The sequence below is a fragment of the Variovorax sp. PMC12 genome, assembly GCF_003019815.1.
Taxonomy (GTDB): Bacteria; Pseudomonadota; Gammaproteobacteria; order Burkholderiales; family Burkholderiaceae_C; genus Variovorax.
The window spans coordinates 3,796,927-3,823,249 of record NZ_CP027773.1 but is presented as its reverse complement, the minus strand read 5'-3'; the positions used below and the strand labels follow the sequence as shown (position 1 = coordinate 3,823,249).

Annotated in this window: 28 protein-coding genes; 7 read left to right on the top strand and 21 right to left on the bottom strand. The window is 69.0% G+C overall.

Annotation, left to right across the window (positions count from 1 at the left end; genetic code table 11):
• Positions 1-40: 40 nt before the first annotated feature.
• Positions 41-1,345 (bottom strand): lysophospholipid transporter LplT, encoded by a 1,305-nt coding sequence (lplT, locus tag C4F17_RS17685; RefSeq protein ID WP_081270045.1) that lies wholly within the window; start codon positions 1,343-1,345, stop codon positions 41-43.
• Positions 1,346-1,523: 178 nt separating this feature from the next.
• Here lplT and alr point away from each other — a divergent pair, with 178 nt between their 5' ends.
• Together alr and C4F17_RS17675 are read left to right on the top strand one after the other, a co-directional pair.
• The gene (gene alr / locus C4F17_RS17680; protein ID WP_106936113.1) at positions 1,524-2,627 is read left to right on the top strand and encodes an alanine racemase; all 1,104 of its coding nucleotides are present in this window, start codon (positions 1,524-1,526) and stop codon (positions 2,625-2,627) included.
• Positions 2,624-3,397: a hypothetical protein gene (locus C4F17_RS17675; protein WP_106936112.1), complete on the top strand. Its 774-nt coding sequence runs from the start codon at positions 2,624-2,626 to the stop codon at positions 3,395-3,397. Before alr ends, C4F17_RS17675 begins: the two co-directional genes overlap by 4 nt.
• Here C4F17_RS17675 and C4F17_RS17670 read toward each other — a convergent pair.
• Entirely contained in the window at positions 3,351-4,298 is a 948-nt protein-coding gene (locus tag C4F17_RS17670; protein ID WP_106936111.1) for a LysR family transcriptional regulator, read from the bottom strand. The genes C4F17_RS17675 and C4F17_RS17670 overlap by 47 nt on opposite strands.
• Before the next feature lie 94 nt (positions 4,299-4,392).
• On the opposite strand from C4F17_RS17670, the gene C4F17_RS17665 reads away from it, so the two are divergent.
• Entirely contained in the window at positions 4,393-5,307 is a 915-nt protein-coding gene (locus C4F17_RS17665; protein WP_106936110.1) for a DMT family transporter, read from the top strand.
• Position 5,308: 1 nt separating this feature from the next.
• On the opposite strand, the gene C4F17_RS17660 is transcribed toward C4F17_RS17665, so the two are convergent.
• The 17 genes from C4F17_RS17660 to C4F17_RS17580 form a co-directional block, all read right to left on the bottom strand.
• Positions 5,309-6,334, bottom strand: coding sequence for a MerR family transcriptional regulator (locus C4F17_RS17660; protein WP_106936109.1), 1,026 nt, complete (start codon positions 6,332-6,334; stop codon positions 5,309-5,311).
• 93 nt (positions 6,335-6,427) lie between these two features.
• A complete protein-coding gene (locus C4F17_RS17655) occupies positions 6,428-7,417 on the bottom strand; it encodes a 2-dehydropantoate 2-reductase (protein WP_106936108.1) in 990 nt (329 codons plus the stop codon).
• 18 nt (positions 7,418-7,435) lie between these two features.
• Positions 7,436-8,227: a class II aldolase/adducin family protein gene (locus C4F17_RS17650; RefSeq protein ID WP_081270039.1), complete on the bottom strand. Its 792-nt coding sequence runs from the start codon at positions 8,225-8,227 to the stop codon at positions 7,436-7,438.
• A 141-nt stretch (positions 8,228-8,368) separates the two neighbouring features.
• On the bottom strand, positions 8,369-9,364 hold the full coding sequence (locus C4F17_RS17645; RefSeq protein ID WP_081270038.1) for a Bug family tripartite tricarboxylate transporter substrate binding protein: 996 nt from the start codon (positions 9,362-9,364) through the stop codon (positions 8,369-8,371).
• Positions 9,365-9,400: 36 nt separating this feature from the next.
• Positions 9,401-11,134, bottom strand: a complete 1,734-nt coding sequence (ilvD, locus tag C4F17_RS17640; protein ID WP_081270037.1) for a dihydroxy-acid dehydratase — start codon at positions 11,132-11,134, stop codon at positions 9,401-9,403.
• 36 nt (positions 11,135-11,170) lie between these two features.
• Positions 11,171-11,641 (bottom strand): nuclear transport factor 2 family protein, encoded by a 471-nt coding sequence (locus C4F17_RS17635; protein WP_106936107.1) that lies wholly within the window; start codon positions 11,639-11,641, stop codon positions 11,171-11,173.
• Between the two features lie 27 nt (positions 11,642-11,668).
• The gene (gene hpaI, locus C4F17_RS17630) at positions 11,669-12,490 is read right to left on the bottom strand and encodes a 4-hydroxy-2-oxoheptanedioate aldolase (protein WP_106936106.1); all 822 of its coding nucleotides are present in this window, start codon (positions 12,488-12,490) and stop codon (positions 11,669-11,671) included.
• Between the two features lie 11 nt (positions 12,491-12,501).
• Positions 12,502-13,305, bottom strand: a complete 804-nt coding sequence (gene hpaH / locus C4F17_RS17625; RefSeq protein ID WP_106936105.1) for a 2-oxo-hept-4-ene-1,7-dioate hydratase — start codon at positions 13,303-13,305, stop codon at positions 12,502-12,504.
• A gap of 13 nt (positions 13,306-13,318) precedes the next feature.
• The gene (locus tag C4F17_RS17620; protein ID WP_106936104.1) at positions 13,319-13,726 is read right to left on the bottom strand and encodes a 5-carboxymethyl-2-hydroxymuconate Delta-isomerase; all 408 of its coding nucleotides are present in this window, start codon (positions 13,724-13,726) and stop codon (positions 13,319-13,321) included.
• Positions 13,727-13,751: 25 nt separating this feature from the next.
• Positions 13,752-14,579: an extradiol ring-cleavage dioxygenase gene (locus C4F17_RS17615; protein WP_106936103.1), complete on the bottom strand. Its 828-nt coding sequence runs from the start codon at positions 14,577-14,579 to the stop codon at positions 13,752-13,754.
• A gap of 85 nt (positions 14,580-14,664) precedes the next feature.
• Positions 14,665-15,000, bottom strand: coding sequence for an aromatic ring-opening dioxygenase subunit LigA (locus C4F17_RS17610; RefSeq protein ID WP_106936102.1), 336 nt, complete (start codon positions 14,998-15,000; stop codon positions 14,665-14,667).
• Positions 15,001-15,003: 3 nt separating this feature from the next.
• Positions 15,004-15,972, bottom strand: a complete 969-nt coding sequence (locus C4F17_RS17605; protein ID WP_106936101.1) for a tripartite tricarboxylate transporter substrate binding protein — start codon at positions 15,970-15,972, stop codon at positions 15,004-15,006.
• A gap of 2 nt (positions 15,973-15,974) precedes the next feature.
• Positions 15,975-17,438, bottom strand: coding sequence for a 5-carboxymethyl-2-hydroxymuconate semialdehyde dehydrogenase (gene hpaE, locus C4F17_RS17600; RefSeq protein ID WP_106936100.1), 1,464 nt, complete (start codon positions 17,436-17,438; stop codon positions 15,975-15,977).
• Positions 17,435-18,217 (bottom strand): fumarylacetoacetate hydrolase family protein, encoded by a 783-nt coding sequence (locus C4F17_RS17595; RefSeq protein WP_106936099.1) that lies wholly within the window; start codon positions 18,215-18,217, stop codon positions 17,435-17,437. The genes hpaE and C4F17_RS17595 overlap by 4 nt, the downstream gene beginning before the upstream one ends.
• Entirely contained in the window at positions 18,214-18,846 is a 633-nt protein-coding gene (locus tag C4F17_RS17590) for a fumarylacetoacetate hydrolase family protein (RefSeq protein ID WP_106936098.1), read from the bottom strand. The genes C4F17_RS17595 and C4F17_RS17590 overlap by 4 nt, the downstream gene beginning before the upstream one ends.
• A complete protein-coding gene (gene hpaR, locus C4F17_RS17585; protein ID WP_081270024.1) occupies positions 18,843-19,280 on the bottom strand; it encodes a homoprotocatechuate degradation operon regulator HpaR in 438 nt (145 codons plus the stop codon). The genes C4F17_RS17590 and hpaR overlap by 4 nt, the downstream gene beginning before the upstream one ends.
• Positions 19,281-19,428: 148 nt before the next feature.
• Complete coding sequence (locus C4F17_RS17580; protein WP_106936097.1) at positions 19,429-19,935, bottom strand: MarR family winged helix-turn-helix transcriptional regulator; 507 nt, start codon at positions 19,933-19,935, stop codon at positions 19,429-19,431.
• A gap of 107 nt (positions 19,936-20,042) precedes the next feature.
• On the opposite strand from C4F17_RS17580, the gene C4F17_RS17575 reads away from it, so the two are divergent.
• From C4F17_RS17575 to C4F17_RS17565, 3 genes are read left to right on the top strand one after another with little or no spacing between them, the layout of a single operon-like run.
• Positions 20,043-21,071: a Bug family tripartite tricarboxylate transporter substrate binding protein gene (locus C4F17_RS17575; RefSeq protein ID WP_106936096.1), complete on the top strand. Its 1,029-nt coding sequence runs from the start codon at positions 20,043-20,045 to the stop codon at positions 21,069-21,071.
• A 32-nt stretch (positions 21,072-21,103) separates the two neighbouring features.
• Positions 21,104-22,498, top strand: a complete 1,395-nt coding sequence (radA, locus tag C4F17_RS17570; RefSeq protein WP_081270021.1) for a DNA repair protein RadA — start codon at positions 21,104-21,106, stop codon at positions 22,496-22,498.
• Between the two features lie 36 nt (positions 22,499-22,534).
• Positions 22,535-24,049, top strand: a complete 1,515-nt coding sequence (locus tag C4F17_RS17565) for a BCCT family transporter (protein WP_106936095.1) — start codon at positions 22,535-22,537, stop codon at positions 24,047-24,049.
• 62 nt (positions 24,050-24,111) lie between these two features.
• On the opposite strand, the gene C4F17_RS17560 is transcribed toward C4F17_RS17565, so the two are convergent.
• Positions 24,112-24,567 (bottom strand): hypothetical protein, encoded by a 456-nt coding sequence (locus C4F17_RS17560; protein ID WP_081270019.1) that lies wholly within the window; start codon positions 24,565-24,567, stop codon positions 24,112-24,114.
• 184 nt (positions 24,568-24,751) lie between these two features.
• Between C4F17_RS17560 and C4F17_RS17555 the strand changes: the two genes are divergently transcribed.
• Positions 24,752-25,189 (top strand): glycerate kinase, encoded by a 438-nt coding sequence (locus tag C4F17_RS17555; protein ID WP_106936094.1) that lies wholly within the window; start codon positions 24,752-24,754, stop codon positions 25,187-25,189.
• 6 nt (positions 25,190-25,195) lie between these two features.
• Here C4F17_RS17555 and C4F17_RS17550 read toward each other — a convergent pair whose 3' ends face one another.
• Complete coding sequence (locus tag C4F17_RS17550; RefSeq protein ID WP_081270017.1) at positions 25,196-26,143, bottom strand: LysR family transcriptional regulator; 948 nt, start codon at positions 26,141-26,143, stop codon at positions 25,196-25,198.
• Positions 26,144-26,323 lie beyond the last annotated feature (180 nt).

Genomic DNA, 26,323 nt, shown 5'->3' with positions numbered 1-26,323 from the left:
GTAGGCGAAGCGACACGAAGTGCGCGCAGCCTGGGGGAGTTCAATGATGCTTGTCGCTGCGGGCGATGGCCAGCAGGTGCTCGACTTCCTCGGGGTACTTCTTCAGGTTGTTCTCGTGCCAGCGCTTGATGATCCACATGCAGCCGGCCACCACGAGGCCGAATGCGCTGATCGCGCCGTAGGCCGACAGGCCCAGGCCGGTGCACACGCTGTAGAAGGCGCCCAGCAGCAGGATGCAGGCCTGCTCGTTGAAGTTCTGCACCGCGATGGAGCGGCCGGCGCCCATCAGGTTGTGGCCGCGGTGCTGCAGCAGCGCGTTCATCGGCACCACCAGGAAGCCGCCGAGGCCGCCCAGCATGATGAGGAACGGCACCGCCAGCCAGACGTTGCCGATGAAGTTCATCGCGATCACCATCAGCCCCATCGCGATGCCCATGGGGATCACGCGGGTGGCCATGTCCAGCCGCATGCGCATCGACGCCACGATGGCGCCCACGGCGGTGCCGATGGTCACCACGCCGGTCAGCGCCGAGGCCTGGGTGGTGTTGTAGTCCAGCGCCAGCGCGGCCCAGGCCAGCACGATGTACTTGAGGTTGCCGCCCGCGCCCCAGAAGAGCGTGGTGGTGGCCAGCGAGATCTGGCCGAGGCGGTCGCGCCAGAGGCGGGCGTTGCAGTGCCAGAAGTCGGGCAGCAACGCGGCGATGTTGCGCGCCAGGCCGTGCTCGGGGTTCGAGCGCAGCGGGCGCATCTCGACACCGGTGTGCGGAATGCGCGTGTTGAACCACGCGGCCAGCGCGTAGACGAAGATCAGCACCGTGATCGCCGCCTCGGCCGGCGAGTTGATGCCGGTGTCGATGAACGGGAAGTCGAAGGCCAGCAGCTTGCTGGACACCGCATGGCCCACCAGCGCGCCGCCGAGCACGATGCCCAGCAGGATCGAGGCGATGGTCAGGCCCTCGATCCAGCCGTTGGCCTTGACCAGCTGGGAGGCCGGCAGCAGCTCGGTCAGGATGCCGTACTTGGCCGGCGAATACGCCGCCGCGCCCAGCCCGACGATGGAGTAGGACAGCAGCGGGTGCGAGCCGAACAGCATCATCAGGCAGCCGAGCACCTTGATCGCATTGCTGATGAACATGACCTTGCCCTTGGGCAAGGCGTCGGCGAAGGCGCCCACCAGCGGGGCGAGCACCACGTAGAAGACCGCGAAGATCGGTACCAGTGCGGCCCGCTGCCATTCGGGCGCGCCCGAAGTCCGCATCAGGTCGACCGCAACAACGAAGAGCGCTTGGTCGGCCAGCGACGAAAAGAACTGGGCCGACATGATCGTGTAGAAACCGCGCTTCATCGATGGGCTGGCTGGCCAGAGGGTCTGCTGGCGGTAGTGAAAAAGTGTCGCGTCCGAGGCGAATGGGCGGTTATAGCACGGGGGTGCGGCGCGCAATTGCGCATCCCCACGGTGTTCGACCCCATTCCCGAAGGTGCTAAAACGTGGTCTGCATTTTCTCCGACTTGCCAGAGCCCCCATGCCGCGCCCCATTCTCGCCACCGTCCACACCGACGCGCTGCGTCACAACCTCGAGCGCGCACGCCGCTCGGCCCTCGAAGCCCGGGTATGGGCCGTCGTCAAGGCCAATGCCTATGGCCATGGCATAGAGCGGGTCTATGAAGGCCTGCGCGGGGCCGACGGCTTCGCGATGCTCGACCTGGCCGAGGCCGAACGCGTGCGCGCGCTCGGTTGGCGCGGCCCGGTGCTGCTGCTCGAAGGCGTGTTCGACGCGCGCGACCTGGAGCTGTGCTCGCGCCTGGACCTGTGGCACGCGGTGCACTGCGACGAGCAGATCGACATGCTCGCCGCCCACAAGACCCTGAAGCCGCAGCGCGTGTTCCTGAAGATGAATTCGGGCATGAACCGCCTGGGCTTCACGCCCGAGCGCTTCGGCTCCGCCTGGACCCGCCTCAATGCGCTGACCCAGGTCGACGAGATTTCGCTCATGACGCACTTCAGCGACGCCGACGGCCCGCGCGGCATCGCCCACCAGCTCGAGGTGTTCGAGCATTTCACGCGCGACCTGCCGGGCGAGCGCTCCATTGCCAACAGCGCGGCCACGCTGCGCCATGCCAGGCTGACGCGCGGCGACTGGGTGCGCCCCGGCATCGTGCTGTACGGCAGCGCCCCCGACTACCCCGAACACGACGCCGCGCACTGGCAGCTGCAGCCGACCATGACGCTGTCGACCCAGCTCATCGGGGTGCAGACGCTGAAGGCCGGCGACACCATCGGCTACGGCTCCAGCTTCACCGCCGAGGGGCCGCTCACCATCGGCGTCGCGGCGGTCGGCTATGCCGACGGCTATCCGCGCCACTGCACCACCGGCACGCCGGTGCTGGTGAACGGCGTGCGCACCCGAATGGTCGGGCGCGTGAGCATGGACATGATCACCGTCGACCTCACGCCGGTGCCCGACGCCGGGTTCGGCAGCGAGGTCACGCTGTGGGGCAACTCGGCGAAGACCGGCGCGGTGCTGCCCATCGACGAAGTCGCGCGGGCCGCCGGCACCGTCGGCTACGAGCTCATGTGCGCCGTGGCCCAGCGCGTGCCCTTCGCCGCCGCCACCGAAGGCGAATGAAGGTTCTTTCCAACTGGCGCTCCGTGCGCCTTTGGGAAACGCAGGTCGAACGCGACCTGCACCGCAACTACAGCCTGCGCACGCACGGCATCCTGATCGGCAGCTTCACGCTGCTGCTCATGTGGTGCGTGTCGGCGCTGCAGATGCACCTGCTGCACGTCGATTCGCTGGCGGTGCGCTACTTCCTCACGCTGGGCATCGGATACCTCGGCTACCTGCTGGTGCTGCGCTGGTGGGCGAAGCGGCTGGTCGAGGGGCGGGCGCTGGATGTCGACCTCGATGCGCCCGATGTCGAGTTCGGCGGCGGACGCGGCGGTGGCAGCGGCAGCGGTTCGCACGGCCACGTGAACCTGGGGGACGGAGGAGGAGGAGGTGGTGGTGGCGGTGACGGCGGCCTTTCCGACATGGCCGGCGGCGCGCTCGAAGTCGCGGGCGGTGCCGACGAGGGCGCGATCATCGTCGTGCCGATCGTCGCGGTCTTCCTGATCTGCGTGGCCGTGGTGCTCGGCGCGGGGTCGCTGGTGCTGCTGTACTTCAGCTGGGACGCGCTGCTGGCGGTGGCGATCGAGATCGCGTTCTCCTACGTGTCGGCGCGCGCCGCGGTGCGCGTGGCGCGCGAAGGCTGGCTCATGGCCGCCGTGCGGCTGACGTGGAAGCCGCTGCTGGGCGCGGTGATCTGCGCGGTCGCGCTCGGCGCGCTGCTCGACCGCTTCATGCCGCAGGTCAACTCGCTGCCCGAGGCCGTTCGCGTCCTGACGAAGACGCACTGAGCGCGCCCAGCAGGTGCTCGATCAGCACCCGGCACTTGGGCGCCATGAAGCGGTCGGGCGGATGCAGGATGTAGGCGTGCCCGCGATAGTTGCCCTGGAACTCCCAATCGGCCAGCACCCGCACCACGTGGCCGTCGTCCAGTGCCGGCCGGGCGATGAACGCCGGCAGGCAGGCCACGCCCAGCCCCGCGAGCGCGCCGTCGAGCCGCACCTCGCTGTGGTTCGACACATAGCGCCCGCGCACCACCACCTCGGCCTCTTCGTCGCCCTGCCTGAAGCGCCAGTGGTTGTCGCGCTCGTGCTCGCCCAGCGACAGGCAGCTGTGCGCCGGCAGATCGAGCGGGTGCGCGATGGCGCCATGCCGCACCAGATAGGCCGGCGCCGCGCACAGGATGTGCTCGACCGCCATCAGCCGGCGTGCCACCAGCCCCTCGGGCGGCTCGGTGGTCAGCCGTACCACCAGGTCCACGCCCTCGCGGATCGGATCGACGTCGCGGTCGGCCACCACGAGCTGCACGTCGACCTCGGGGTAGCGCCCGAGAAAGTCGAGGATGTGCGGATGCAGCACGCGCCGCGCGAAGGCCTTCGGCGCGCTGATGCGAACCAGCCCGGCCGGCGTCTTCGAAAAGCGCTGCGCGATGTCCATCGTGCCCTGCGCCGCCAGCACCAGTTCTCGGCAGCGCGCGAAGGCCTCGGCGCCAGGCTCGGTCAGCCTCAGCTGGCGCGTGGTGCGCTGCAGCAGCTGCACGCCGATCTCCTTTTCCAGACGCTTCACCTGCCGGCTCGCGGCCGACGGCGTCATGCCCAGCAGGTCGGCTGCCGCGGAGAAGCTGCCCAGCTCGGCGACCCGCAGGAAGGTCACCATCTCCGGCAGCACTTTGAGAAATGAATTCGTTCCCACGACGCAATAGTCCTGTTCCGGCCGATGGCTGTGCGGCCCGGTTGATGCCCGGAACAATTCCCCCTGTGTTGTTCATCGATGGCGGGCCGACAGTATGGATTCAAAGACGCGGGCGGGCTTCGGAGCGGGCATCGGCTCGGCCGAAATCATGCTGCTTCTCGTGGCGGCCGTTTGGGGCGGCAGCTACGCGGTGGCCAAGCAGGCGACGCAGCAGTTGCCGGTGCTGGAGTTCATCGCGCTGCGCTTCGGGCTGACCTTCGTGGTGCTGCTGCCGGCGCTCGGGCCGCTGTTCGGGGCGCAATGGCGCCAGGGTCTGGCGGTGGGCGGGCTGCTCGGCGCCAACCTGCTGGCGATCTTCGTGTGCGAGACCTTCGGCGTGTCGCTGACCAGCGCGAGCAACGCGGCCTTCCTCGTCAGCCTGTGCGTGGCGATCACGCCCTTCGTCGAATGGTGGCTGCTGGGCCGGCGGCCGGCGCGGCGCGTGTTCTGGGCGGCGGGCCTGTCGGCGCTCGGCGCGGCGATGTTGTCGGCTACTTCGCCCGCCGACCTGTCGCTCGGCTGGGGCGACGGGCTCATGGTGGCCGCCGCCTTCCTGCGCGCGGTGATGGTGTGCCTGACGCGCCGGCTGGCCGGCCGCCACGCGCTGCCGGCGCTGACGCTGACGGCGGTGCAGGCCGGCGTGATGGCGCTCGGCGCGGCGGCGATCGCGCTGGTCGCTTCGCCAGCCAACGGCGCGTGGCACATGCCGCCGGCCACCGCGGCGTTCTGGTGGGGCATGGCGTACCTGGTGCTGCTGTGCAGCGTGTTCGCATTCTTCGCGCAGAACCATGCGGCCTCGCGCTCCAGCCCGAGCCGGGTGTCGCTGCTGATGGGCAGCGAGCCGGTGTTCGGCGCGCTGATCGCGGTGCACGGGTTCGGCGAGCGCATCGGGCCGTGGGGATGGGCCGGTGGCTTGCTGATCGTGGCGGCGGCATGGTGGGTGACGCTGCCCCAACCCGATCGCCGTTGATTCAGGCCGCTTCCCTTTCCGGCCGCCAGGCGATGACGCCTTCCGTGCGCGCCCGCACTTCCGGCGTGGCGAGGCAGCTGGCAACGGCTTCGTAGCCGGCGGCGCCAGGGTACGGCGCGACGAGCGTCGGCGGGCTGTGGTTGGCGGGGCAGAGGATGATCGATTCGTCGTCGCCCACCGCGGCCAGCTCGAGGATCACGCAGGAGCGCGTGAGCATGAAGAGCGGCCTGCCGCCTGGGCCGCGCCGGCGCAGGTGCGCGATGAGCGCCTGCTGGGTCGCAGGGTCCAGCCCCTGTTCCACCAGGTCGACCACCAGCGCCGAAGGCCCTTCTGCCGCCAGCCCGGCCAGCAGGGCGGCCAGCGCGTCGGAGGCCGTGGCGCCGTCCTCCACCAGCCACGCCAGGGCTTCGGCGACGGCCGGTGCGACAGCCGGTGCGAGGGCTGCGCCGGGGCTCGCCGTCCGGTCCAGCCCGAGGAACGCGGCGCCCGGAATGGTCTCGGCCAGGCGCATCGCCAGCCGTGTCTTGCCGCTGCCCAGCGGGCCGACGATGTAGTTCAGCGGCCGTATGCCGCGCAGCTCGAAGCGCTCGCCGCCCCAGGGCCACGGCAGTTCGAAGGCGATGCAAAGCCCCTCGGCCGGCTTCAGCAGGCGCGCCAGCTCGCCGGCTGCCGGCGCCTGCCCGCGCGCGAGGCCGGCACGCAGGCCGCGCACTTTCTCCATGGTGTCGCCGAGCTGGCGAACGCGCCCCTCGAGCATCGCCTGGTGCGCCGCCAGCGCCGGCTCCAGCCCCGCGGCGTCGCCTTGCAGCACGCGCGCCACCTGCGCGAGGCTCAGGCCGAGCTTGCGCAGCGCGGCGATCTCCGCGCCCCGGGCCATTTCGCCGGGTCCGTAGGAGCGCCAGCCGGCCTCGGTGCGGGCCGGCCTCAACAGCCCGCGCTGCTCGTACAGGCGCAGCGCCTTGGCGGAAACACCGAGCCGCCGGGCGGCCTCGGCAGGGTTCAGGAATCGGGCGGCTGGAGAATTCACGAGATCACCTCTTGGCTTGGAACGGACAGCGCCTTTATCGAGGCGGCCGCAGGGGCCGGGTCAAGCGATCTTGCGACGGGGGCCCGGATCGGCTCAGTACAGGCCGAGCTGCCGCGTCCTCAGGCGCGCCAGCCCCAGCAGCGCGTCGGTGAACGGCGTCGCCACGCCGGTCAGTTCACCCAGCTCGCGAACCACGGTCACCAGCGCGTCCAGTTCCACCGAGCGGCCGGCTTCCACGTCCTGCAGCATCGACGTCTTGAACGCGCCGAGCTTCATGGTGACGGCGTGCCGGTCTTCCGGGCTCTGCGTGATCTCGATGCCGATGCGGCGGCCGATTTCCTTGGCCTCCAGCATCACCGCCGAGATGAAGCCGCGCACATAGTCGTCGCCCATGATGAGGTCGGTGGTGCAGCCCGTCAGCGCGCTGATCGGGTTCACCGTCATGTTGCCCCACAGCTTGAACCACACGTCCTTCTGGATCTGCGGCGACAGCGTGGTGTCGATGCCCGCGGCGCTGAGCAGCTCCACCAGCTTCCGCACGCGCGGCGTGGCCTCGCCCGAAGGCTCGCCCACGATCAGCCCGTTGCCGAAGTGATGCCGCACCACGCCCGGCCCGTCGAGCGAGCAGCTCGCGTGCACCACGCAGCCGATCACGTTGCGCGACGGAATGGCCTTGGCGATGGCGCCTTCGGGGTCGACCGCCGCGAGCCGGTGGCCGGTGATCTCGCCGCCGAAGCCGCCTTCCAGGAACCACCACGGCACGCCGTTCATCGCCACCAGCACGATGGTGTCGGCGCCGATCAGCGGCCCGATGCGCTCGGCCACGCCGGCCAGCGCGGGCGCCTTCACGGCGATGACCACCAGGTCCTGCACGCCGAGGTCGGCAGGGTCGGCCACCGCGTTGACGGGCACGCGCGTGCGCACCTCTCCACCCGTGCTGCCGCGCATCAGCGACAGGCCGTCGCGCCGCAGCGCCTCGAGCGTCGCGCCGCGCGCCACCACGTTCAGCCGCTGGCCCGCCTGCGCCAGGCCGGCGCCGATCCATCCGCCGATGGCACCGGCGCCGTAGATGCAAATCTTCATGGGAAAGCTCGCCTCAGTTCAGTTGCGGTACGAAGGGTCGATGCGGTCCACCTGGCGCACGAGCGCATTGAACACATCCTGCCCGGCGCCGTGCTCGGGGCTGAACTGCAGCGCGTCGCGCGTGCAGCGCTGCGCGATCTCCTCGCTCACCGGAATGGCCGCGCCCATCGAGAAGGTGGCCATCTGGATCTCGCAGGCGCGCTGCAGCGTCCACAAAATCGCGAAGGTCTGCGGCAGCGTCTGCCCCCAGGCCAGCAGGCCGTGGTTGCGCAGGATCACCGCGTTGCGGTCGCCGATGCTCCTGAGCAGGCGCGGGCCTTCGTCGGCATGGATGGTGATGCCCTCGAAGTCGTGGTACGCCACCATGCCGTGCAGCTGGGCGGTATAGAAGTTGGTCTGCTGCAGCCCGCCCTGCAGGCAGGCCACGGCCACGCCGGCGGTGGTGTGCGTGTGCATCACGCAGTGCGCGCCGGGCAGGCCGTCGTGGATGGCCGCGTGCACCGTGAAGCCGGCCGGGTTCACCGGGTAAGACGAACCGTCGAGCACCCTGCCCCGCAGGTCGATCTTCACCAGGTTGCTGGCCGTGACCTCGCTGTAGTGCAGGCCGAAGGGGTTGATGAGGAACTGCTTCTCGCCGCCCGTCACGCTGTCGGGCAGCCGCACCGTGATGTGGTTGTAGATCATCTCGACCCAGCCCAGCATCGCGAACACGCGGTAGCAGGCCGCGAGCTCCTCGCGCGCGGCGCGCTCGTCGGGGTGGATCGAGGGATGGACCAGCGCCGAGGCGGCCGGGGTGGCGAGAGTGTTCATGGCAGTTCCTTTTAAATGGCTTGCTCGTTGTGCTTTCCGAGGCTTTCGCGGGGAACACCGCGGAACCGGCTTTGCCGGGCCGCTGGTGTTGCCCCTTGAGGGGGATTCGGCTACACGAAGTGAGCAAGAAACGGGGTGGTCCTATCCCTCCGCTGTAAAGCCGACGTCCTTCACGATCGGGCCCCACTTGGCGGTGTCCTTCTTCAACAGTTCCGTCAGCTCGGCGGGCGTGGAAGACATCGCTTCCAGGCCGAAGGTGCCGAGGCCGTCGATCACGTCCTTCTGCGCGAGCGCGTTCTTCATCGCCGTGTTCAGCTTCGCCACCAGCTCGGGCGAGGCCTTGGCCGGCAGGAAGAAGGCGAACCACTCGCTGTGCGCCATGTCCTTCAGGCCCTGTTCGCCGAAGGTGGGCACGTCGGGCACGAAGCGGCTGCGCTTGGCGCCCGATACGCCCAGGATGCGCACCTTGCCTGTGGGCAGGTGCTGCGTGATGTCGCCGATGGGGCCCGACACCGCGGAGATGTTGCTGCCCAGCAGGTCGAGCATGGCCGGCTGCGTGCCGCGGTAGGCCGCGTGCTTGAGCTCGACGCCGCCCTTCTTGCCCAGCAGCGCGCCGATGAAGTGCGGCGTGGAGCCGGATGCCGGCGAACCGTAGTTGGCGCCGGCCGGGTTGGCCTTGGCCCATGCCAGGAACTCCGGCACGGTCTTCACGCTGGCCGGCACGGCCGGGCCCACGGCGAAGCCGAAGTCGAACACGCAGGCCAGGCTCACCGGCGTGATGTCGGTCACCGGGTCGTACGGCAGCTTCTTGTAGATGTGCGGGTAGATCGTGAGGATCGAGGTCGGCGTCTGCAGGATGGTGCTGCCGTCGGCCGGGCGGCCCTTCACGTAGCCCACGGCGATCTGGCCGCCCGCGCCGGTGCGGTTCTCGACCACGGCGGTCTTCGCGTACTCGGGGCTGAGCTTGGTCGCCAGGCGACGGCAGGTGGTGTCCGACGTGCCGCCGGCCGCGAAGCCGGTGACGATGGTCGCGGTCTCTATGTGTGTCGTCGCCTGCGCGAAGACGTTCTGGCCAAGGCTGGCCATCAGGGCGGATGCACTGGAGGTCTGCAGGATCTGGCGGCGCGTGAAGCTCATGGTGTCTCTCTCCGGACGTTGGTTGTGGAGGGTCGGTCAGGACTCGTCGCGCAGCCAGGTGACCGCGCCCGAGTGGGTCACGGCGCCCTGATGGGCAGGACGCACGGTGAGTGCGTATTTTTCCAGTACGCCGCCTCGCGCGACCCCCGCGTTTACCTCACGTCCGGCGAGCCGGGCGGCGATTTCCTGCGCGCCCAGTTCGACCGAGATCGAGCGTGCCTCGGCCCGCGCGTCGATGGCGATCACGTCGCCGTCGCGCAGCGCCGCGATCGGCCCGCCGTCCGCCGCCTCGGGCCCCGCGTAGCCGATGCACAGCCCGCGCGTGGCGCCCGAGAAGCGCCCGTCGGTCAGCAGCGCCACCTTGTCGCCCATGCCCTGGCCGTACAGCAGGGCGGTGATGCCCAGCATCTCGCGCATGCCGGGGCTGCCCCTGGGGCCTTCGTTGCGGATCACGATCACGTCGCCGGCCTCGTACAGGCGGTTCTGCACGGCGGTCTGGGCTTCTTCTTCCGAATTGAAGACGCGCGCCGGGCCGCGGAACACCAGGCCCTTCAGCCCCGCCGTCTTGAGCAGCGCGCCGTCGGGGCAGAGGTTGCCCTTGAGCACCGCCAGCCCGCCGTCGCGCGTGATCGGGTTGCCGGCCTCGCGCACCACGCGGCCGTCGGGCGCCAGGGCGCCGGCCAGTTCCTCGGCCATCGTGCGGCCGGTGAAGGTGAGCACGTCGCCGTGCAGGAAGCCCTGCTCCAGCAGCGTGCGCAGGATGACGCCCGCGCCGCCGATGTAGAACACGTCGCGCGCCAGGTACTGGCCGCCCGGGCGCAGGTCGGCGATGAGCGGCGTGCGGGCGAAGATCTCGGCCACGTCGTCGAGGTGGAACTTGATGCCGGCCTCATGCGCGATCGCCGGCAGGTGCAGCGCGGCATTGGTCGAGCCGCCCGTGGCCGACACCACCGCGCAGGCGTTTTCCAGCGCCTTGCGCGTGACGATGTCGCGCGGCAGCGGGCTGTCGCCCATCACCGCCTTCATGAGGTTCTTCGCGGCGCGGCGCATCAGCGGCGCGCGTTCGCTGAACACCGCCGGCACCATGCTCGACCCGATGGGCGCCAGGCCCAGCGCCTCCGACACCATGCCCATGGTGTTGGCCGTGAACTGCCCGGCGCAGGCGCCGGCCGTGGGCAGGCAGGCGCGGCTCATGGCGTCGAGCTCGTCGTGCGTGGCGGTGCCGGCCAGCACCTTGCCGATGGTCTCGTAGGTGTCGACCACGTTCAGGTCGCGCCCGTCCGGTCCGGGCATCTGCCCCGGCAGCGCGGAGCCGCCGTGCACGAACACGCTCGGCACATTGCAGCGGACCATGCCCATCATCAGCCCCGGCAGGTTCTTGTCGCACGCGCCGATGGCGAAGATGCCGTCCCACTGGTGGCCGCGCGTGGAGGCCTCCACGCTGTCGGCGATCAGCTCGCGCGAGACCAGCGAGAAGCGCATGCCCGAGTGCGCCATCGTCAGCCCGTCGCTGATCGACACCACCGGGCATTCGTGCGGCGTGCCGCCGCCGGCGTAGATGCCGGTCTTGGCGTGCTGCGCCTGCTCGCGAAGGTTGAGGTTGCACGGGCTCATCTCGCCGCCGGTGTGGAACACGCCGATGTGCGGGCGCGCGATGTCCTCGTCGTCCTGGCCCAGCGCATGCAGGAAGCTGCGCGTGGTCGCACGGATCGTGCCCTCGCGGATGGTGGCGGAGCGAAAGCGCTTGGTCGGGTCGGTGGGCGTGGTCATTCGGCTGGCGTGGGCTGGCTGGGTTGCAGGATGCGGTCAGAACATGCCGTTCTTGTTCGCGGCGGTCTCGGGTACGGGCTGCACCACGTCCCAGTGCTCGACGATCTTGCCGTTCTCCAGCTTGAAGATGTCGACGATGGCACTGCCGCGCGTGCCGGGCTCGCGCACCGCGTTCACATGCAGGATCACGTAGTCGCCGTCGACGAAGCTGCGCTTGATGTCGCTGTGCGATTTAGGAAATTTCTCGCGCAGGAAGGCGACGAACTTGCGGAACCCCTCGGGGCCGTCGGCCGCGGTGGGGTTGTGCTGCACGTAGCGGTTGCCCACGTACTGCAGCGCCGCGTCGGCGTCCTTCTGGTTCAGGCCCTTCTCGTAGAAGGCGAGCACGGCCTGGCGGTTGGCTTCCTGCTGGGCGGTGGGGCCTGGCTTGCCGGCGCCCATCGGGGCGCAGGCGGCGAGGAACAGGGTGGCTGCCGCGGCCACGGCCGCCAAGGTCATGCGTTGCATCGAGGGTGCTCCTGTGCGTGAGGGAAATCAGTAGCCGTTGGGCGAGGCCGCGCCCGGCGCGGTCTTGTACTTGGCCAGCAGCTGCTTCGCCGCAGCCGCCAGCACGATGGTGTCCACGCCCACCGCCACGAACAGCGCGCCGGCCGCGAGCCACTTGCGCGCCTGCTCCTCGGTTGTCGACAGGATGCCCGGCGCCTTGCCGGCCTTGAGGATGCGCGCGATGGCGTCGGCGATCACGGCCTGCACCTCGGGGTGGTTGGGCTGGCCCACGAAGCCCATCGAGGCCGACAGGTCGGCCGGGCCGATGAACACGCCGTTCACGCCCGGCGTGGCCGCGATGGCGTCGAGGTTCCTCATCGCCTCCACCGTCTCGGCCTGCACCAGCAGGCAGGTCTGTGCGTTGGCCTCGTGCAGGTAGTCGGGGTAGGCCTGCCAGCGCGAGGCGCGGGCCAGCGCGCTGCCCATGCCGCGGATGCCCTCGGGCGGATAGCGCATGCCCTGCACCAGCCGCGCCGCCTGCTCGACCGTGTCGACCATCGGCACCAGCAGCGTCTGCGCGCCGATGTCCAGGTACTGCTTGATCAGCGTGGTGTCGCCCACCGGAATGCGCACGACGGGGTGCGAGCGCTCCGACTCGGCCTGCGCCGACCATGCGCTCGAGATGCCCTGCAGCTGCTGCAGCACCGAGCGCACGTCGTTGGGCGCGTGCTCGCCGTCGACCAGCAGCCAGTCGTAGCCGGTGCCGGCCAGGATCTCGGCCGCATAGCCGTCGGCCAGGCCGACCCACAGGCCGATCTGGGGCTTGCCGGCCTGCAGGGCCTGCTTGAAGGTGTTGGTGGGTGTTTGCATGAAGATGGCTTTCAGACGAAGCGGAAGGCGATGGAGCCCAGCGGGCCGTAGTCGGCATGGAAGGTGTCGCCCGGTACCGCGTTGGTGGGACGCGTGAACGAGCCGCCCAGCACTACCTCGCCGGCTTCCAGGCACTCGTCCCAGGGCGCGAGCTTGTTGGCGAGCCAGGCCACGCCGGTGGCCGGGTGGTTCAGCACGGCCGCGGCCACGCCCGATTCCTCGATCACGCCGTTCTTGTAGAGCAGCGCGCTCACCCAGCGCAGGTCGACCGCATCGGGCTTCACCGGCCGTCCGCCCATCACGATGCCCGCATTGGCCGCGTTGTCGGCGATGGTGTCGAACACCTTGCGCATGGCCTTGGTGTGGCGGTCGAACTGCTCGATGCGCGCGTCGATGATCTCGATGGCGGGCACCACGTAGTCGGTGGCGGCCAGCACGTCGAAGATGGTCACGTTCGGCCCCTGCAGCCGCTTGCCGAGGATGAAGGCCAGCTCCACCTCGATGCGCGGCGCGATGAAGCGCTTGAACGGGATGTCGCCGCCCTGCTCGAAGAACATGTCGTCCAGCAGCGTGCCGTAGTCGGGTTCGGTGATCTGGCTGGCCTGCTGCATGGCGCGCGACGTGAGGCCGATCTTGTGGCCGCGCACGACGCGGCCTTCGGCGATCTTGTTCTTCACCCATTCGCGCGAGATGGCGTAGCCGTCCTCGATCGTCATCTCGGGAAAGCGCTTGGAGAAATGCTCGACCTGCACGCGCGACTTCTCGCTCTCGTGCAGTTCGGCGGCCAGTTGGGCGATGGTGGCTTTGGACAGCATGTCGGCTCGCTACTTATGACTTGTTGAACAGGGGATGCAGGTTGCTGTGCTTGCCGTCGTACACCTGCCCGGGGCTTTCGTCGATCTGCAGCGTGATGCCGAGGTGCCGCTTGTCGAAGATGGGCGCGAAATGCGCGCGCACGTCGGCCAGGAGCGCGTCGCCGGCTTTCTTCTTCACCGCTTCGGAGCGTCCCGCGGCCATGCGGATGTTCAGGTACACGAAGGCGTAGTCGGCCTTGCCGTCGGCCACGGCGTAGTGCGCGGCGGGGTAGGCCAGCACGCGCGTGCCGCCGACGGGAAACACCGGCTTGCCGGCCTCGTCGCGCTGCTCGAGCATGGTGTCGGCCAGCGTGCGGCACAGCGCCGACATGTCGGTCTCGGCCTCGATGTTGGGGGTGTACAGGATCACCAGGTGCGGCATGTCGTGGCTCCGTTGTTCTTGTTGTTCATTCCACCGACATCACGGCGGCCGTGCAGGTCACCGCGAAGATCGGGATGGCCTTCATGTGGAAGATCTCGCCCTTGCCGCGCGCGGCGGCGGCCACGCTCAGGAAGGTGCGGATCTCGAAGCCGCCCTGGCCCGCTTCGCGGTAGGTGGCCTCGTCGTTGTAGTCGGCCTGCGAAAGCAGCGCCTCGCGGTCGTTGGCGCACCAGCGGCGCATGAACTCGGCGTCCCACGCGGCATTCACCTTGCCCGAATCGGGCGTGGCCGGCCAGTGCGAGATGCCGCCCGTGCCCACCAGCGCGATGCGTTCCGGCGCCTTGTCGCAGGCGCGGCGCAATGCCTCGCCGAAGGCCCACGCGCGGTGCAGCGGCGTGAGCGGCGGGCCCTGGCAGTTGATGTTCACGGGGATGACCTTGGTGTCGAACTTCGGCGTGAGGAAGTTCAGCGGCACCATGATGCCGTGGTCGAACTTCCATTCTTCCGCGTAGGCCACGTCCACCGTCTGCATCACTTCGCGGATCAGGCGCTGCGAGAGGGCGGCGTCACCGGGCACCTTCGTCTTCTCGATGCCCAGCCACTTCGGGTCCTCGATCGGGCCTTCGTAGCTGTCGGCCATGCCGATGGCATAGGCCGGCATGTTGTTCATGAAGAAGTTCGCGAAGTGCTCGGCGGCGATGACGATCACCGCGTCGGGCCTGGTGGCGCGCATCGCCTCGCCGAAGCGGTGGAACTGCGCGTGGAACTCGTCCTTCACGGCAGGGTCGGCCAGATGGGCGCGGCCCGTGATGCCGGGGGCGTGGCTGCACACGCCTGCGAAAACCAGGCTCATCTCGATGCCCGCCCGGCCGCCCGGAGGGCATCGAGCGCCCCCTCGGGGGGCAGCGAACCACACAAGGTGGGGAGCGTGGGGGTCTTCATATTCCTGCCACCTTCTCGTCGGTTCCTGTCGTCATTGCGTAGATGCCGGCGCGCACCGGCCCGTACTTGCGCACGCCTTCGCGCATGGCTTCGAGGTAGTCGGCCCATGCAATGCCCAGCAGCGGCGCGAAGTGCATCAGCAGCTGGCCGTTGCATCCGAGCACGTAGAGCTTGCCGATGTCGCCGGTGTCGATGGCTTCGCGCTCCTCGCCGTCGAGCTCGTAGCCGGCGAGCAGCGCGGTGCGCGCGTCGCCGCCTTCGGCATAGCGCCGCTGCACGTCCTGGTCGCGGTTGAGCGCGAACAGGAATTTCTGCATCGCATAGAGGCTCATGGTTCAGCCCTCGATCTGGATGTTGGCCTTGCGGATCACGTCGCCGTACTTCGCGATCTCGCTCTGGATGAAAGCCGCAAAGCGCTCCGGCGTGCCCGACAGCGACGCGATGCCGCCCTTGTGGAAGGCCTCCGTCACCACCTGCCCCGCGAGCGCGCGGTTCACCTCGGCGTTCATGCGCTGCACGATGGCATCGGGCGTGCCGGCGGGCGCCAGCAGGCCGTTCCATGAATTGGACTCGATGGCCACGCCCTGTTCCGCCAGTGTGGGTATGGCGGGCGCGTACTGCGAGCGCTGCGCGGTCGCCATGCCCAGCGCGATGAGCTTGCCGTTCTGCACGTGGCTGCGGAACTCGGGCCAGTTGCCGAACATCATCGTCACCTGGCCGCCGAGCAGGTCGGTGAGCGCCGGGCCCTGGCCCTTGTAGGGCACGTGCACGATGTCCAGGCCCATCTGCTGCTTGAGCATTTCGCCCGACAGGTGCGCCGAGGTGCCGTTGCCGAAGGAGGCGAAGCTCAGCGTACCCGGCTTGGCCTTGGCGGCGTTGCGCATATCGGCCAGGGTCTTCAGGCCGCTGTTCGGATGCGTGGCGAGCACGTGCTCCGACATGCCCATGAGCGCGACCGGGCGCAGGTCTTTCTGCGTGTCGTACGGCAGCTTGCGGATCAGCGTCTGGTTGGCCGTGAAGCTGTTGGCCACGCAGACGAAGGTGTAGCCGTCGGGCGCGGCCTTGGCCGCGGCATCGACGCCGATCACCGTGCCCGCGCCGGGCTTGTTGTCGACGATCACCGGCTGGCCGAGGGTCTTCGACAGTTCCGTGCCCACCAGGCGCGCCACGAAGTCGGTGGTGCCGCCGGGCGTGAAGGGCACGATCACGCGGATCGGCTTGGCGGGCCAAGACGCCTGCGCGCGCGCCAGCGAGGGCAGGGCCGCGAGTGCCGCCGCGCCTTGCAGCAGCGTGCGACGTTGCATGCTCACGCCACGCCCCAGTGCGGGATGTGGTGCGAGCCCATCGACACCGCAACGTTCTTCGGCTCGCAGAACACCTCGTAGCTCCAGGTGCCGCCTTCGCGGCCCGTGCCCGAGGCCTTGGTGCCGCCGAAGGGCTGGCGCAGGTCTCGCACGTTCTGGCTGTTGACGAAGCACATGCCGGCTTCCACGGCTGCGGCCACGCGGTGCGCCTTGCCGATGTTCTCGGTCCACACGTAGCTGCTCAGGCCGTACTGGATGTCGTTGGCCAGGCGAATGGCATCGGCCTCGTCCTTGAACGGAATCAGGCAGGCCACGGGGCCGAAGATCTCGTCCTGCGCGATCTTCATGCGGTTGTCCACGTCGGCGAACACCGTGGGCACCACGTAGTTGCCCTTCTTCACGCGCTCGGGCAGGTTCGACGGCGCATCGAGGCCGCCGCACAGCAGCGTCGCGCCTTCCTTCGGGCCCAGCTCGATGTAGCTGCGCACCTTGGCCAGGTGGGCCTGCGAAATCATCGGGCCGACGATCGTCTTCTCGTCCAGCGGGTCGCCCACGGTGATGCGCCTGGCGCGCTCGGCGAACCTGGCGGCGAAGTCGGCGTAGATCGACTGCTGCACCAGGATGCGCGAGCCGGCCGTGCAGCGCTCGCCGTTGTTGCTGAAGATCATGAAGACCGCGGCATCGAGCGCGCGGTCGAGGTCGGCGTCGTCGAAGATCACGAAGGGGCTCTTGCCGCCGAGTTCCATGCTGAACTTCTTCAGGCCTGCGCTCTTCACGATGCGGTTGCCGGTGGCCGTGGAGCCGGTGAAGGAAATGGCGCGCACGTCGGGGTGGGCCACCAGTGGCTCGCCGGCTTCCTTGCCGTAGCCGTGCACCAGGTTCAGCACGCCGGGCGGAATGCCGGCCTCCAGCGCCAGTTCGCCCAGCCGCGCGGCCGTGAGCGGCGACAGCTCGCTCATCTTCAGCACGGCCGTGTTGCCGAAGGCCAGGCAGGGCGCAACCTTCCAGGTGGCCGTCATGAAGGGCACGTTCCACGGGCTGATGAGCGCGCACACGCCCACCGGATGGAACAGCGTGTAGTTCAGGTGCGTGGGCGTGGGGTAGGTGTGGCCGTCGACGCGCGTGCACATCTCGGCGAAGTAGTAGAAGTTGTCGGCCGCGCGTGGAATGAGCTGCTTGCCCGTTTGCGCGATGACCTGGCCGCAGTCGTTGGTCTCGGTCTGCGCGATCTCGGGCACGTTCTTGGCGATCAGGTCGCCGAGCTTGCGGATGAGCTTGGCGCGCTCGGGCGCGGGCATCCCGGCCCACTTGGGGAATGCTTCCTTGGCGGCGGCCACGGCCGCGTTCACCTCGGCTTCGCCGCCGGAGGCGACCTCGGCCAGCACTTCCTGCGTGGCGGGGTTGACGGTCTCGAAGTAGTCGGTGCCGGCGACGCTCTTGCCGTTGATCAGGTGATCGACTCTCATGTTTTTCCTTGGATTGTCTCGATGGTGTTCATGAGCGCGCCGATGCGCTCGATCTCGGTGACGACGACGTCGCCCGGCTTGCAGTCGACCACGCCGTCGGGCGTGCCCGTGAGGATCAGGTCGCCCGGCGAGAGCGTCATGAAGCGGCTGAAGTACTCGATGAGGAAGGGCGCGTCGAAGATCATGTCGCGCGTGTTGCCCTGCTGCGTGACCGTGCCGTTGACGGTGGTGCGCAGCGCGAGCGCCATGGGGTCGGGCACGTCGGCCGCATCGACGAACCACGGGCCCAGCGGCGTGCAGGTGTCGCGGTTCTTCACGCGCAGGTTGGGGCGGTACCAGTTCTCGAGGTAGTCGCGAATGGCGTAGTCGTTGGCCACGGTGTAGCCGCCGATGAAGTCGTAGGCGTCGTCGCGCTTCACGTTCTTCGCGGTCTTGCCGACCACGATGGCCAGCTCGCATTCGTAGTGCATGAACTGCACGTCGGCCGGACGATGCGTGTGCTGGCGGTGGCCGATGAGCGCGCTCTGGCCCTTGACGAACACCAGCGGTTCCTCGGGCGCCTTGAACTCGAGTTCCCTGGCGTGGTCGGCGTAGTTCAGGCCCAGCGCGAGGATGGTGCGCGGGCGCGCCGTGGGCGCGAGCGGCGGCAGCCAGGTGAGCTGCTCCTGCGGCACGATGCGGCCGTCTTCCAGGCGCACGGCGGCGTCCTGCTGGCCGTTCAGTTCGTGGGCGGTGCCGGTGTGTTCTCGGCCCTCGAAGATGACGCGTGCGTGCTTCATGCGGCTTCCTTCACCAGCGTGTTGCTCAGGGTCTCGAAGCCCGGCGCGGAAATGTCGATGCGGTCGCCGGGGCGCGCCAGCGGGCGGCCCGGGCCGCAGCCCAGCATCAGCACGTCGCCGTGCGCGAGCGTCATGAAGTTGCCGACGTCGGCCAGCAGCTGCCGGGCAGGGCGCACGAGTCGAGAGAAGTCGACCGACTGCTTCAGCTCGCCGTTGATGCGGACCTCGACGCGGAAGTTGGCGGGGTCCGCCACCTCTTGCGCGTCGCGCAGTGCCGGCCCGATGCCGAGGAAGCCGTCGACGCACTTGAACTTCACCGGCGGGCGGAAGAAGCTGGCATGCGGAATCGACAGGTCGTTCAGCAGCACGAAGCCTTCGACGTCGCCCTCGGCACCGATCGCCATGCCGATGCTGGCGCCGATCTCCACCTCGGGCACGCCGGCGGGCACCGTGATGGCGCTGCCGTGCGGGCTCCAGGTGTTGGCCGTCTTCACATAGAGCACGGGTGCCTTGGGCGGTGCCTTGTAGGGCGGCTGGGTCATCTGCGGCGCGAGCGCCTCGGCTTCGGCGCGGAAGTTCAGCAGCGTGCCGTACACCGTGCCCGCGGGCAGGAAATGAGGGGTGCTCATGGCGAGGGTTGCTCCAGTGCGATCAGTTCGTCGAGCAGCCCGTAGAGCTGCGTGAGCTTGGCCTTGCCGAGCGATGTTTCCATCCACTCGTAGTGCGCCTCGATGCTGGTGGACAGCCGCTTCACCAGCTTCATGCCGTGCGGCGTGGCCTCGACCACGGTGCGGCGCTGGTCGGCCGGGTCGCGGGCGCGGGTGATGAGGTTGTCGCGCTCCATGCGCGCGAGCACGCCGGTGAGGCTGGGGCCGAGGATGAAGGCCTCGCGCGCCACGCGGCCGGTGTCGACCGCGCCGTGCTCGCCCAGCACGCGCAGCACGCGCCATTGCTGGTCGGACAGGGCGTGCTCGCGCAGGCTGGGCCGGGTGTGGGCCATCACGGCTTCGCGGGCCTGCAGCAGCAGGCGCGGCAAATTGCGGTGCGTGAAAGTCGTGCTCAAGGCTTGTCTCTTCCGAAATTACTTAACATGTTAAATGATTGGTCGGCGCTTTCCTAGTGGCTGGTTCCGTCGATTCGAAGAACCTAGGGTATGCACGGATGAGGCGTGCAGATTGCACGCCCGCCGGCGCCGTGCATCGCGCGGCATTTCAGCGCGGGGCGGATGCCTCGCGGCGGCGCCGGTCGGCCCTGGGCAGGTCGGCCGCGGCTGCGACCATCGCCTCGCCGCGCGCGTGCAGGCGCTGCAGCATGTCGTCGAGCAGCGCCACCTCGTCGGCCTTCAGCGCGCCCAGCAGTTCTGCGTTGATTGACGACACCAGCGGATAGAGCTGCGCGTGGAGCTTCCTGCCCGGCGCGGTGAGGCTGAGAAGCACGTGCCGCCGGTCGCCCGCGGGCTGCTCGCGCGAAACGAGCCCCTTGCCGACCAGCGAAGTCACCGCGCGCGATGTGCGTGCCCGGTCGAGCTGCGCTTGCTCCGCCAGTTGCGACGAGCCCAGCGAACCGTGGCCCGCGAGCGTGGCAATGAGCCGCCATTCGCGCCGCGTGATGCCGAAGCGCCCTTCGCACAGCCGGATGACCAGGCTGCCCGCTACCGAAAGCAGCCGGCTGGTGCGGTAGAGCAGCAGGTCGTCGAGTGTGCGCGGCGGTGCGTGCATAGGGTTTGTCCCGGCGATGATTGATTTGATGAATCAATTGTCGGCGCTCTAAAGTGGCCGCGCCCACTGCAGCAGACCTACTGCCGACGACAACGGAGACAAGACGGATGAGAGCAACCCCACAGCCCCTGTATCACCCGAGTCGCCGCAGCGTGCTCGCCACGCTCGGCGGCGTGGCGCTCGCGCCGCTTGCCCCCGCGGCATGGGCGCAGCAGACGCAACCGGCGCAACTGGCGATCGCGCCGGGAACCCCCATCCGCGTGCTGATAGGCGTGCCCGCCGGCGGCACGCAGGACGTGCTGACGCGGGCCATCGCGCAGGAAGTGCGCGAGTCGCTCGGCCCGCTCATCGTCGACAACCGCTCCGGCGCCGCCGGGCGCATTGCCGTCGAAGCCGTGAAGACCTCGGCGCCCGACGGCCGCACGCTGCTCCTGGGCACGGCCAGCATGATGACCATGTTCCCGAGCGCCTACAAAAGCCTGTCGTACGACCCGATCAAGGATTTCCAGCCCATCGTCAATGCGGCGCGCTTCGAGCTCGCGCTGGTGGTGCACAAGGACGTGCCGGCCAGCACGCTGTCCGAGTTCGTCGCCTGGGCCAGGAAGCAGCCGGGAGGAGCGAGTTTCGCGTCGTACGGCGCGGGCACGCCTTCGCATTTCCTCGGCGAGATGCTCAACCGCGCGACCGGGTTGTCGATGGTGCACGTGCCCTATCGCGGCTCCACGCCGGCACGCCAGGACGTGATGGGAGGCACCGTTCCCGCCTACTTCGACACCGTGGGCGGTGCGCTGCAGATGTTGCCGAGCGGCCGCGTCAAGGTGATCGCCACCAGCGGCGAGAAGCGCTCGCCGCTGATGCCCGCCGTGCCCACTTTCGTCGAGGCCGACCTGAAGGACGTGGTCGCGACCGCATGGTTCGCCTACTACGCGCCGGCGAAGACGCCCAAGCCGGTGGTCGACCAGCTGCGCGCCGAATTCATGCGCGCCGTGAACTCCCGCGAGGTGCGCCAGCAACTGCTTCAGAACGGCATGTACCCGGTGGGCGACGGGCCGGAGGCACTGCTGAAGACGATGCGCGAGGACACGGCGCGCTGGGCGGCGATCATGAAGGCGGTGAACTTCCAGGCGAACGACTGAGCCGCGACTGTCCGGCCACCTAAACTCGAAGGATGGCCAAGGACAAAACAACTTTCGTCTGCAGCGAATGCGGCGGCACCAGCCCCAAGTGGCTCGGCAAATGCCCGAGCTGCGGCGCGTGGAACACACTCATTGAACAGGTCGCGGGCCCCGCCGGCGGCGGCACGGCCAACAACCGCTTCGGCACGCAGTTCGCGTCGCTCGCGGGCGCATCGGAGCTCGCCACGCTGTCTGAAATCGAGGCGACCGATGTCGCGCGCACGCCCACCGGGCTCGACGAACTCGACCGCGTGCTGGGCGGCGGCATCGTCTCGGGCGGCGTCACGCTGATCGGCGGCGACCCGGGCATCGGCAAGTCGACGCTGCTGCTGCAGGCGGTCGATGCGCTGCAGCGGGCGGGGCAGAACGCGCTCTACGTGACGGGCGAGGAAAGCGGCTCGCAGGTCGCGCTGCGCTCCAGGCGGCTGGGCCTCGACCACTCGCAGGTGCAGGTGCTGGCCGAGATCCAGCTCGAGAAAATCATCGCCACGCTCGACGCCACGCGCCCGGCCATCGCGGTGATCGACTCCATCCAGACGGTGTACTCCGACCAGCTCACCTCGGCCCCGGGGTCGGTGGCGCAGGTCCGCGAATGCGCGGCCCACCTCACGCGCTTTGCCAAGACCAGCGGCACGGCCGTGGTGCTGGTGGGCCACGTCACGAAAGAAGGCGCGCTGGCCGGCCCGCGCGTGCTGGAGCACATGGTCGACACGGTGCTGTACTTCGAGGGCGACACGCATTCGAGCTTCCGCCTGGTGCGCGCCATCAAGAACCGCTTCGGCGCGGTCAACGAGATCGGCGTGTTCGCCATGACCGAGCGCGGCCTGAAGGGCGTGACCAACCCCAGCGCCATCTTCCTGAGCCAGCATGCCGAGCCGGTGCCCGGCAGCGTGGTGCTGGTCACGCTCGAAGGCACGCGGCCGATGCTGGTCGAGATCCAGGCGCTGGTCGACAACGGCGGCCCGAGCCCGCGCCGCCTGTCGGTGGGCCTGGACCGCGACCGCCTGGCCATGCTGCTGGCGGTGCTGCACCGCCATGCCGGCGTGGCCTGCATGGACCAGGACGTGTTCGTCAACGCGGTGGGCGGCGTGCGCATCAGCGAGCCGGCGGCCGACCTGGCGGTGATGCTGGCCATCACCTCCAGCCTGCGCGGCAAGCCGATGCCCAAGGGCTTCATCGCATTCGGAGAAGTGGGCCTGGCCGGCGAAGTGCGTCCGGCGCCGCGCGGGCAGGAGCGCCTGCGCGAAGCGGCCAAGCTGGGCTTCAGCGTGGCCGTGGTGCCCAAGGCGAATGCGCCGCGCAAAGGCACCAAGGAAATCGAAGGGCTGACGATCCACGCCGTCGAGCGCATCGAAGAGGCCATGGACGTGGTCCGCCGCCTCGACTGATTCATCCGCCGGCCAACCCTGAGAGGAGAAAACGTCATGCAACTCGTCGTTTCCGCCGGCCTGATCGCCGCGGTGGTCCTGTGGGGGCTGCTCTCGCCGGCTTCGCTGGACAGCGTGTTCAGCACCGCGCTGTCGGGCATCACACGCAACTTCGGCTGGTTCTACCTGTGGGTGGTGCTGGGGCTGGTGATGCTGGCTTTCTTCCTGGCGTTCAGCCGCTTCGGCGACCTGAAGCTGGGCGAGGAAGACGACGAGCCCGAGTTTTCTCTCGGCGCCTGGTTCTCGATGCTCTTCGCGGCCGGCATGGGCATCGGGCTGGTGTTCTGGGGCGTGGCCGAGCCGATCTCGCACTATGCGAATCCACCGCCGGGCGTGGTCGCCGGCACGCCCGATGCCGCCGGCGTGGCCATGCGCTATGCCTTCTTCCACTGGGGGCTGCATCCCTGGGCGATCTACGGCATCGTGGGGCTGTCGATCGCCTTCTTCACTTTCCGCCGCAAGACGCTGGCGCTGGTGAGTTCGGCCACCGAGGCATTGCCCTGGCGCTTCGTGCGGCGGCTTTCGCCGGCCTTCAACGTGCTGGCGGTGGTGGCCACGGCCTTCGGCGTGGCCGCCTCGCTGGGCATGGGCGCCACGCAGATCAACAGCGGCCTGCACGCGGCCTTCGGCACGGCGATCGGGCGGGGAACGCAGGCGGCGATCATCGTGGTGACCACGGTGCTGTTCGTCACCTCGGCGGTCTCCGGCGTCGAGCGCGGCGTGAAGTGGCTGTCGATGGGCAACCTGGTGCTGGCGGCGCTGCTGGCGCTCGTGGTGCTGGTTCTGGGGCCGACGGTGGCCATCGTCGAGACCTTCACCAACACGCTGGGCGCCTACATCGCCGAGTTCGTCCGCATGAGCCTGCGCATGAACCCGTTCCGCAACAGCTCGTGGGTCGGCGACTGGACGCTCTTCTACTGGGCCTGGTGGCTGGCGTGGTCGCCGTTCGTGGGCCTGTTCATCGCGCGCGTGTCGCGCGGCCGCACGATCCGCCAGTTCATCCTCGGCACCGTGATCGCGCCCACGCTGGTGGGCTTCGCATGGTTCTCGGTGTTCGGCGGCGCGGCGCTCAACTTCCAGATCTTCCAGGGCGTGCCGCTGGTCGAGGCGGTGAAGGCCGACGTGTCGACCACCATGTTCGTGATGTTCAAGGCCATGCCCATGGGGGCGCTGCTGTCGATGGTCGCGACGCTGCTGGTGTTCGTGTTCTTCGTGACCTCGGGCGACTCCGCCACGCTGGTGCTGGGCACCATGAGCACCGGCGGCAACCCGAACCCGCCGGCCCGCGTCAAGATCACCTGGGGCGTGCTGGTGGCGGCCATCGCGCTGAGCCTGCTGTTCGCGGGCGGCCTCAAGGCCATACAGACGGCGACCATCGTGTTCGCCCTGCCGTTCGCGTTCGTGATCCTGCTGATGGCGCTGTCGGTCACGCTGGCCATCCGCGACGACTGGAACGCCGAGCAGAAACGCGAACGCGAGCTGAGGCGCAAGATGCGGCAGCTCGTGTCGTGACCCGGCCCTGCGGCCGGAAAAAACGCCCGGCGCGCCAGCGAGGCGCGCCGGGCCTACCCTCCCTAACCCCCGATGTGCATCGTGAACGCCGGTCCGCCGTTGAGCACGCATTGGCCGCTGCCCAAGGTGGCCGAGTTCATCGTGTACTGGCAACTCAGGTTGCCGCCGCGGCTGCCGGCGGCGTTCGCCAGGCCTGCTCCCCGTGAGCCCGCGACCCGTGTTGCCTCTCCCTGAAACTGTTCATTGCCGATCTGCGCGCTGAAATGGCCGCGGCCGTTCATGTCGTTGGTCACGGTGCCGGCGATGGTCCCGTAGCGCGCGGCTTCGGCATTCGACGGATACAGCCGCGCGCTGAAGGTCTGCGCGACCGGGCCCGGCGGCACGGCATACGCCTGCGAGGGCGGCGCCACCGGTGCGGGCTGGCCGAGCGGTACCACGTAGCAGCCGCTGAGCGCGGTGCCCGCGAGCGCGGTGACGAGCGAGAGACGAACGAAAGTGACGGAGCGCGGAATGTTCATATGCTTTTCAGCGGCCCGGGCAGATGCCCGTGCGGTGAAATGTGCCGGCGCCGGCCATCGCCGCGCGCGCTTTTCGCGGCGAGTACCGCCTTGCGCGCCTGGCGGTAGCCAGGGCGGCTACCGCATCGGGCCGTGCGGCGCGGGCTGAGGCCTTTTGCCCGACACCCCCGGCCGGGCGGCGACAATGCGCGCCATGAATTTCAAGAAATTTCTGGTGCCCGTGGGCGCCATCGTCGTTCTCGGGCTGGCCTGGCGCAGCGGTGGCTGGGGCGGTGTCGCCCTGGCCGGCGGCGCGATCGTGATGTTCCTGCTGCTGCACTTCAACCGCGCGATGCAGGTGCTCAAGCGTGCGGCCGAACGGCCGGTGGGTTACGTCGGCAGCGCGGTGATGCTCAATGCCAAGCTCAAGCCGAACGTGACGCTGATGCACGTCATTGCCATGACCCGCGCCCTCGGCGAACTGCGCTCGCCCAAGGACACGCAGCCCGAGGTGTACCGCTGGACCGACGGCGGCGGCTCGTACGTGGATGCCGTGTTCAACGGCGGCAAGCTGCAGAGCTGGGCCATGACGCGGCCCGAGAACCCGGTCGACGGGGAAGACGGCGCCACTCCCGCGGCCTGACCACGCCTAAGCACCCGCGCCGCCCTTGCGACTGGGCTGCCGCCACGGGGGATTGGCCTTGGCGTGGTGGCGCGCTTCCTTCACGAATTCGGCGCACACGTGCGTCATGAGGTCTGCCGATCGGTAGACCAGGAACACCTCGAAGTCCGGCACCTCGTCGGTGATCGGCAGCTTCTCGAGCAGGCCGGGCTGCAGCCGCAGCGGCCCGGCGCCGTGGAACACGAAGTCCGACCACATGCTGATCAGGTCGGTCTGCGTGGCCAGCTGCAGCCCCAGTAGGTTCGACGCGCTGTGCACCATGCGCCGGGGCATCTGCAGCCCGTGCATGTTCATCATGCTCACCAGCGGACTGCCGGCGTCGTCGATCGGGTCCAGCACCAGCCAGTCGGCGTCCACCAGCGGCTGCAGCCGGCGCACGCGCCGCAGCGGGTGGCCGGCGCGCACCGACAGGTGCATCGCCACCGAGAACAGCGGCTCCCACTGGAAGGCGCCGGTGCCTGGCCCGTTGCACGTGGAAATCAGCCCCAGGTCGAGCCGGCCCTCGCGCAGGCCCTCGAAGATCTGCTGCGGGCGCAGCTCGAAGCCGCGCATCGTCACGTTGGGAAAGCGCTGACGGAACGACGCCATCGCGTCGGGCAGCGGCCCGCTCGACGCCACCGCGGTGAAGCCGATGTGCAGCTGTCCCTCGTCATGGCCGCGGATCGCCTCGATGTCTTCCAGCGCATGCCGCAGCTCCTGCTCGACCAGGCTCGCGCGCTTGACCAGCGCCACGCCGTAGGGCGTGAGGCTCACGCCGCGCGTGGAGCGCGACATCAGCGTCACGCCCAGTTCGCGCTCCAGCTCGGAGATGGCCTTCGACAGCGCCGGCTGCGTGGTGTGCAGGCTGCGCGACGCCTCGTGGATGCTGCCGTGCTGCGCCACCGCCAGCAAAACGCGCAACTGTTGCAGCTTCATCGTGGTGCCGGTCTCATGGAAAAGTGCGTCTTGGTGGTTGTCCCGATGGCTTCTCGTGCCTGTTTATGACGGGGATGCCATTTGGTTATCAGCATGAAAATTTGTGATTCTTTGCCAGGGCGCTTTGCCTGAATACTCCGCCGCCAAGGGGCCGGTCCGACCCCCAGCAACCTGTTCGTG

Coding starts and splice junctions, on each gene's coding strand:
- lplT (WP_081270045.1), bottom strand. CDS start 1,345: ATGAAGCGCGGTTTCTACACGATCATGTCGGCCCAGTTCTTTTCGTCG.
- alr (WP_106936113.1), top strand. CDS start 1,524: ATGCCGCGCCCCATTCTCGCCACCGTCCACACCGACGCGCTGCGTCAC.
- C4F17_RS17675 (WP_106936112.1), top strand. CDS start 2,624: ATGAAGGTTCTTTCCAACTGGCGCTCCGTGCGCCTTTGGGAAACGCAG.
- C4F17_RS17665 (WP_106936110.1), top strand. CDS start 4,393: ATGGATTCAAAGACGCGGGCGGGCTTCGGAGCGGGCATCGGCTCGGCC.
- C4F17_RS17655 (WP_106936108.1), bottom strand. CDS start 7,417: ATGAAGATTTGCATCTACGGCGCCGGTGCCATCGGCGGATGGATCGGC.
- C4F17_RS17650 (WP_081270039.1), bottom strand. CDS start 8,227: ATGAACACTCTCGCCACCCCGGCCGCCTCGGCGCTGGTCCATCCCTCG.
- C4F17_RS17645 (WP_081270038.1), bottom strand. CDS start 9,364: ATGAGCTTCACGCGCCGCCAGATCCTGCAGACCTCCAGTGCATCCGCC.
- ilvD (WP_081270037.1), bottom strand. CDS start 11,134: ATGACCACGCCCACCGACCCGACCAAGCGCTTTCGCTCCGCCACCATC.
- C4F17_RS17635 (WP_106936107.1), bottom strand. CDS start 11,641: ATGCAACGCATGACCTTGGCGGCCGTGGCCGCGGCAGCCACCCTGTTC.
- hpaI (WP_106936106.1), bottom strand. CDS start 12,490: ATGCAAACACCCACCAACACCTTCAAGCAGGCCCTGCAGGCCGGCAAG.
- hpaH (WP_106936105.1), bottom strand. CDS start 13,305: ATGCTGTCCAAAGCCACCATCGCCCAACTGGCCGCCGAACTGCACGAG.
- C4F17_RS17620 (WP_106936104.1), bottom strand. CDS start 13,726: ATGCCGCACCTGGTGATCCTGTACACCCCCAACATCGAGGCCGAGACC.
- C4F17_RS17615 (WP_106936103.1), bottom strand. CDS start 14,579: ATGAGCCTGGTTTTCGCAGGCGTGTGCAGCCACGCCCCCGGCATCACG.
- C4F17_RS17610 (WP_106936102.1), bottom strand. CDS start 15,000: ATGAGCCTCTATGCGATGCAGAAATTCCTGTTCGCGCTCAACCGCGAC.
- C4F17_RS17605 (WP_106936101.1), bottom strand. CDS start 15,972: ATGCAACGTCGCACGCTGCTGCAAGGCGCGGCGGCACTCGCGGCCCTG.
- hpaE (WP_106936100.1), bottom strand. CDS start 17,438: ATGAGAGTCGATCACCTGATCAACGGCAAGAGCGTCGCCGGCACCGAC.
- C4F17_RS17595 (WP_106936099.1), bottom strand. CDS start 18,217: ATGAAGCACGCACGCGTCATCTTCGAGGGCCGAGAACACACCGGCACC.
- C4F17_RS17590 (WP_106936098.1), bottom strand. CDS start 18,846: ATGAGCACCCCTCATTTCCTGCCCGCGGGCACGGTGTACGGCACGCTG.
- C4F17_RS17580 (WP_106936097.1), bottom strand. CDS start 19,935: ATGCACGCACCGCCGCGCACACTCGACGACCTGCTGCTCTACCGCACC.
- C4F17_RS17575 (WP_106936096.1), top strand. CDS start 20,043: ATGAGAGCAACCCCACAGCCCCTGTATCACCCGAGTCGCCGCAGCGTG.
- radA (WP_081270021.1), top strand. CDS start 21,104: ATGGCCAAGGACAAAACAACTTTCGTCTGCAGCGAATGCGGCGGCACC.
- C4F17_RS17565 (WP_106936095.1), top strand. CDS start 22,535: ATGCAACTCGTCGTTTCCGCCGGCCTGATCGCCGCGGTGGTCCTGTGG.
- C4F17_RS17560 (WP_081270019.1), bottom strand. CDS start 24,567: ATGAACATTCCGCGCTCCGTCACTTTCGTTCGTCTCTCGCTCGTCACC.
- C4F17_RS17555 (WP_106936094.1), top strand. CDS start 24,752: ATGCGCGCCATGAATTTCAAGAAATTTCTGGTGCCCGTGGGCGCCATC.
- C4F17_RS17550 (WP_081270017.1), bottom strand. CDS start 26,143: ATGAAGCTGCAACAGTTGCGCGTTTTGCTGGCGGTGGCGCAGCACGGC.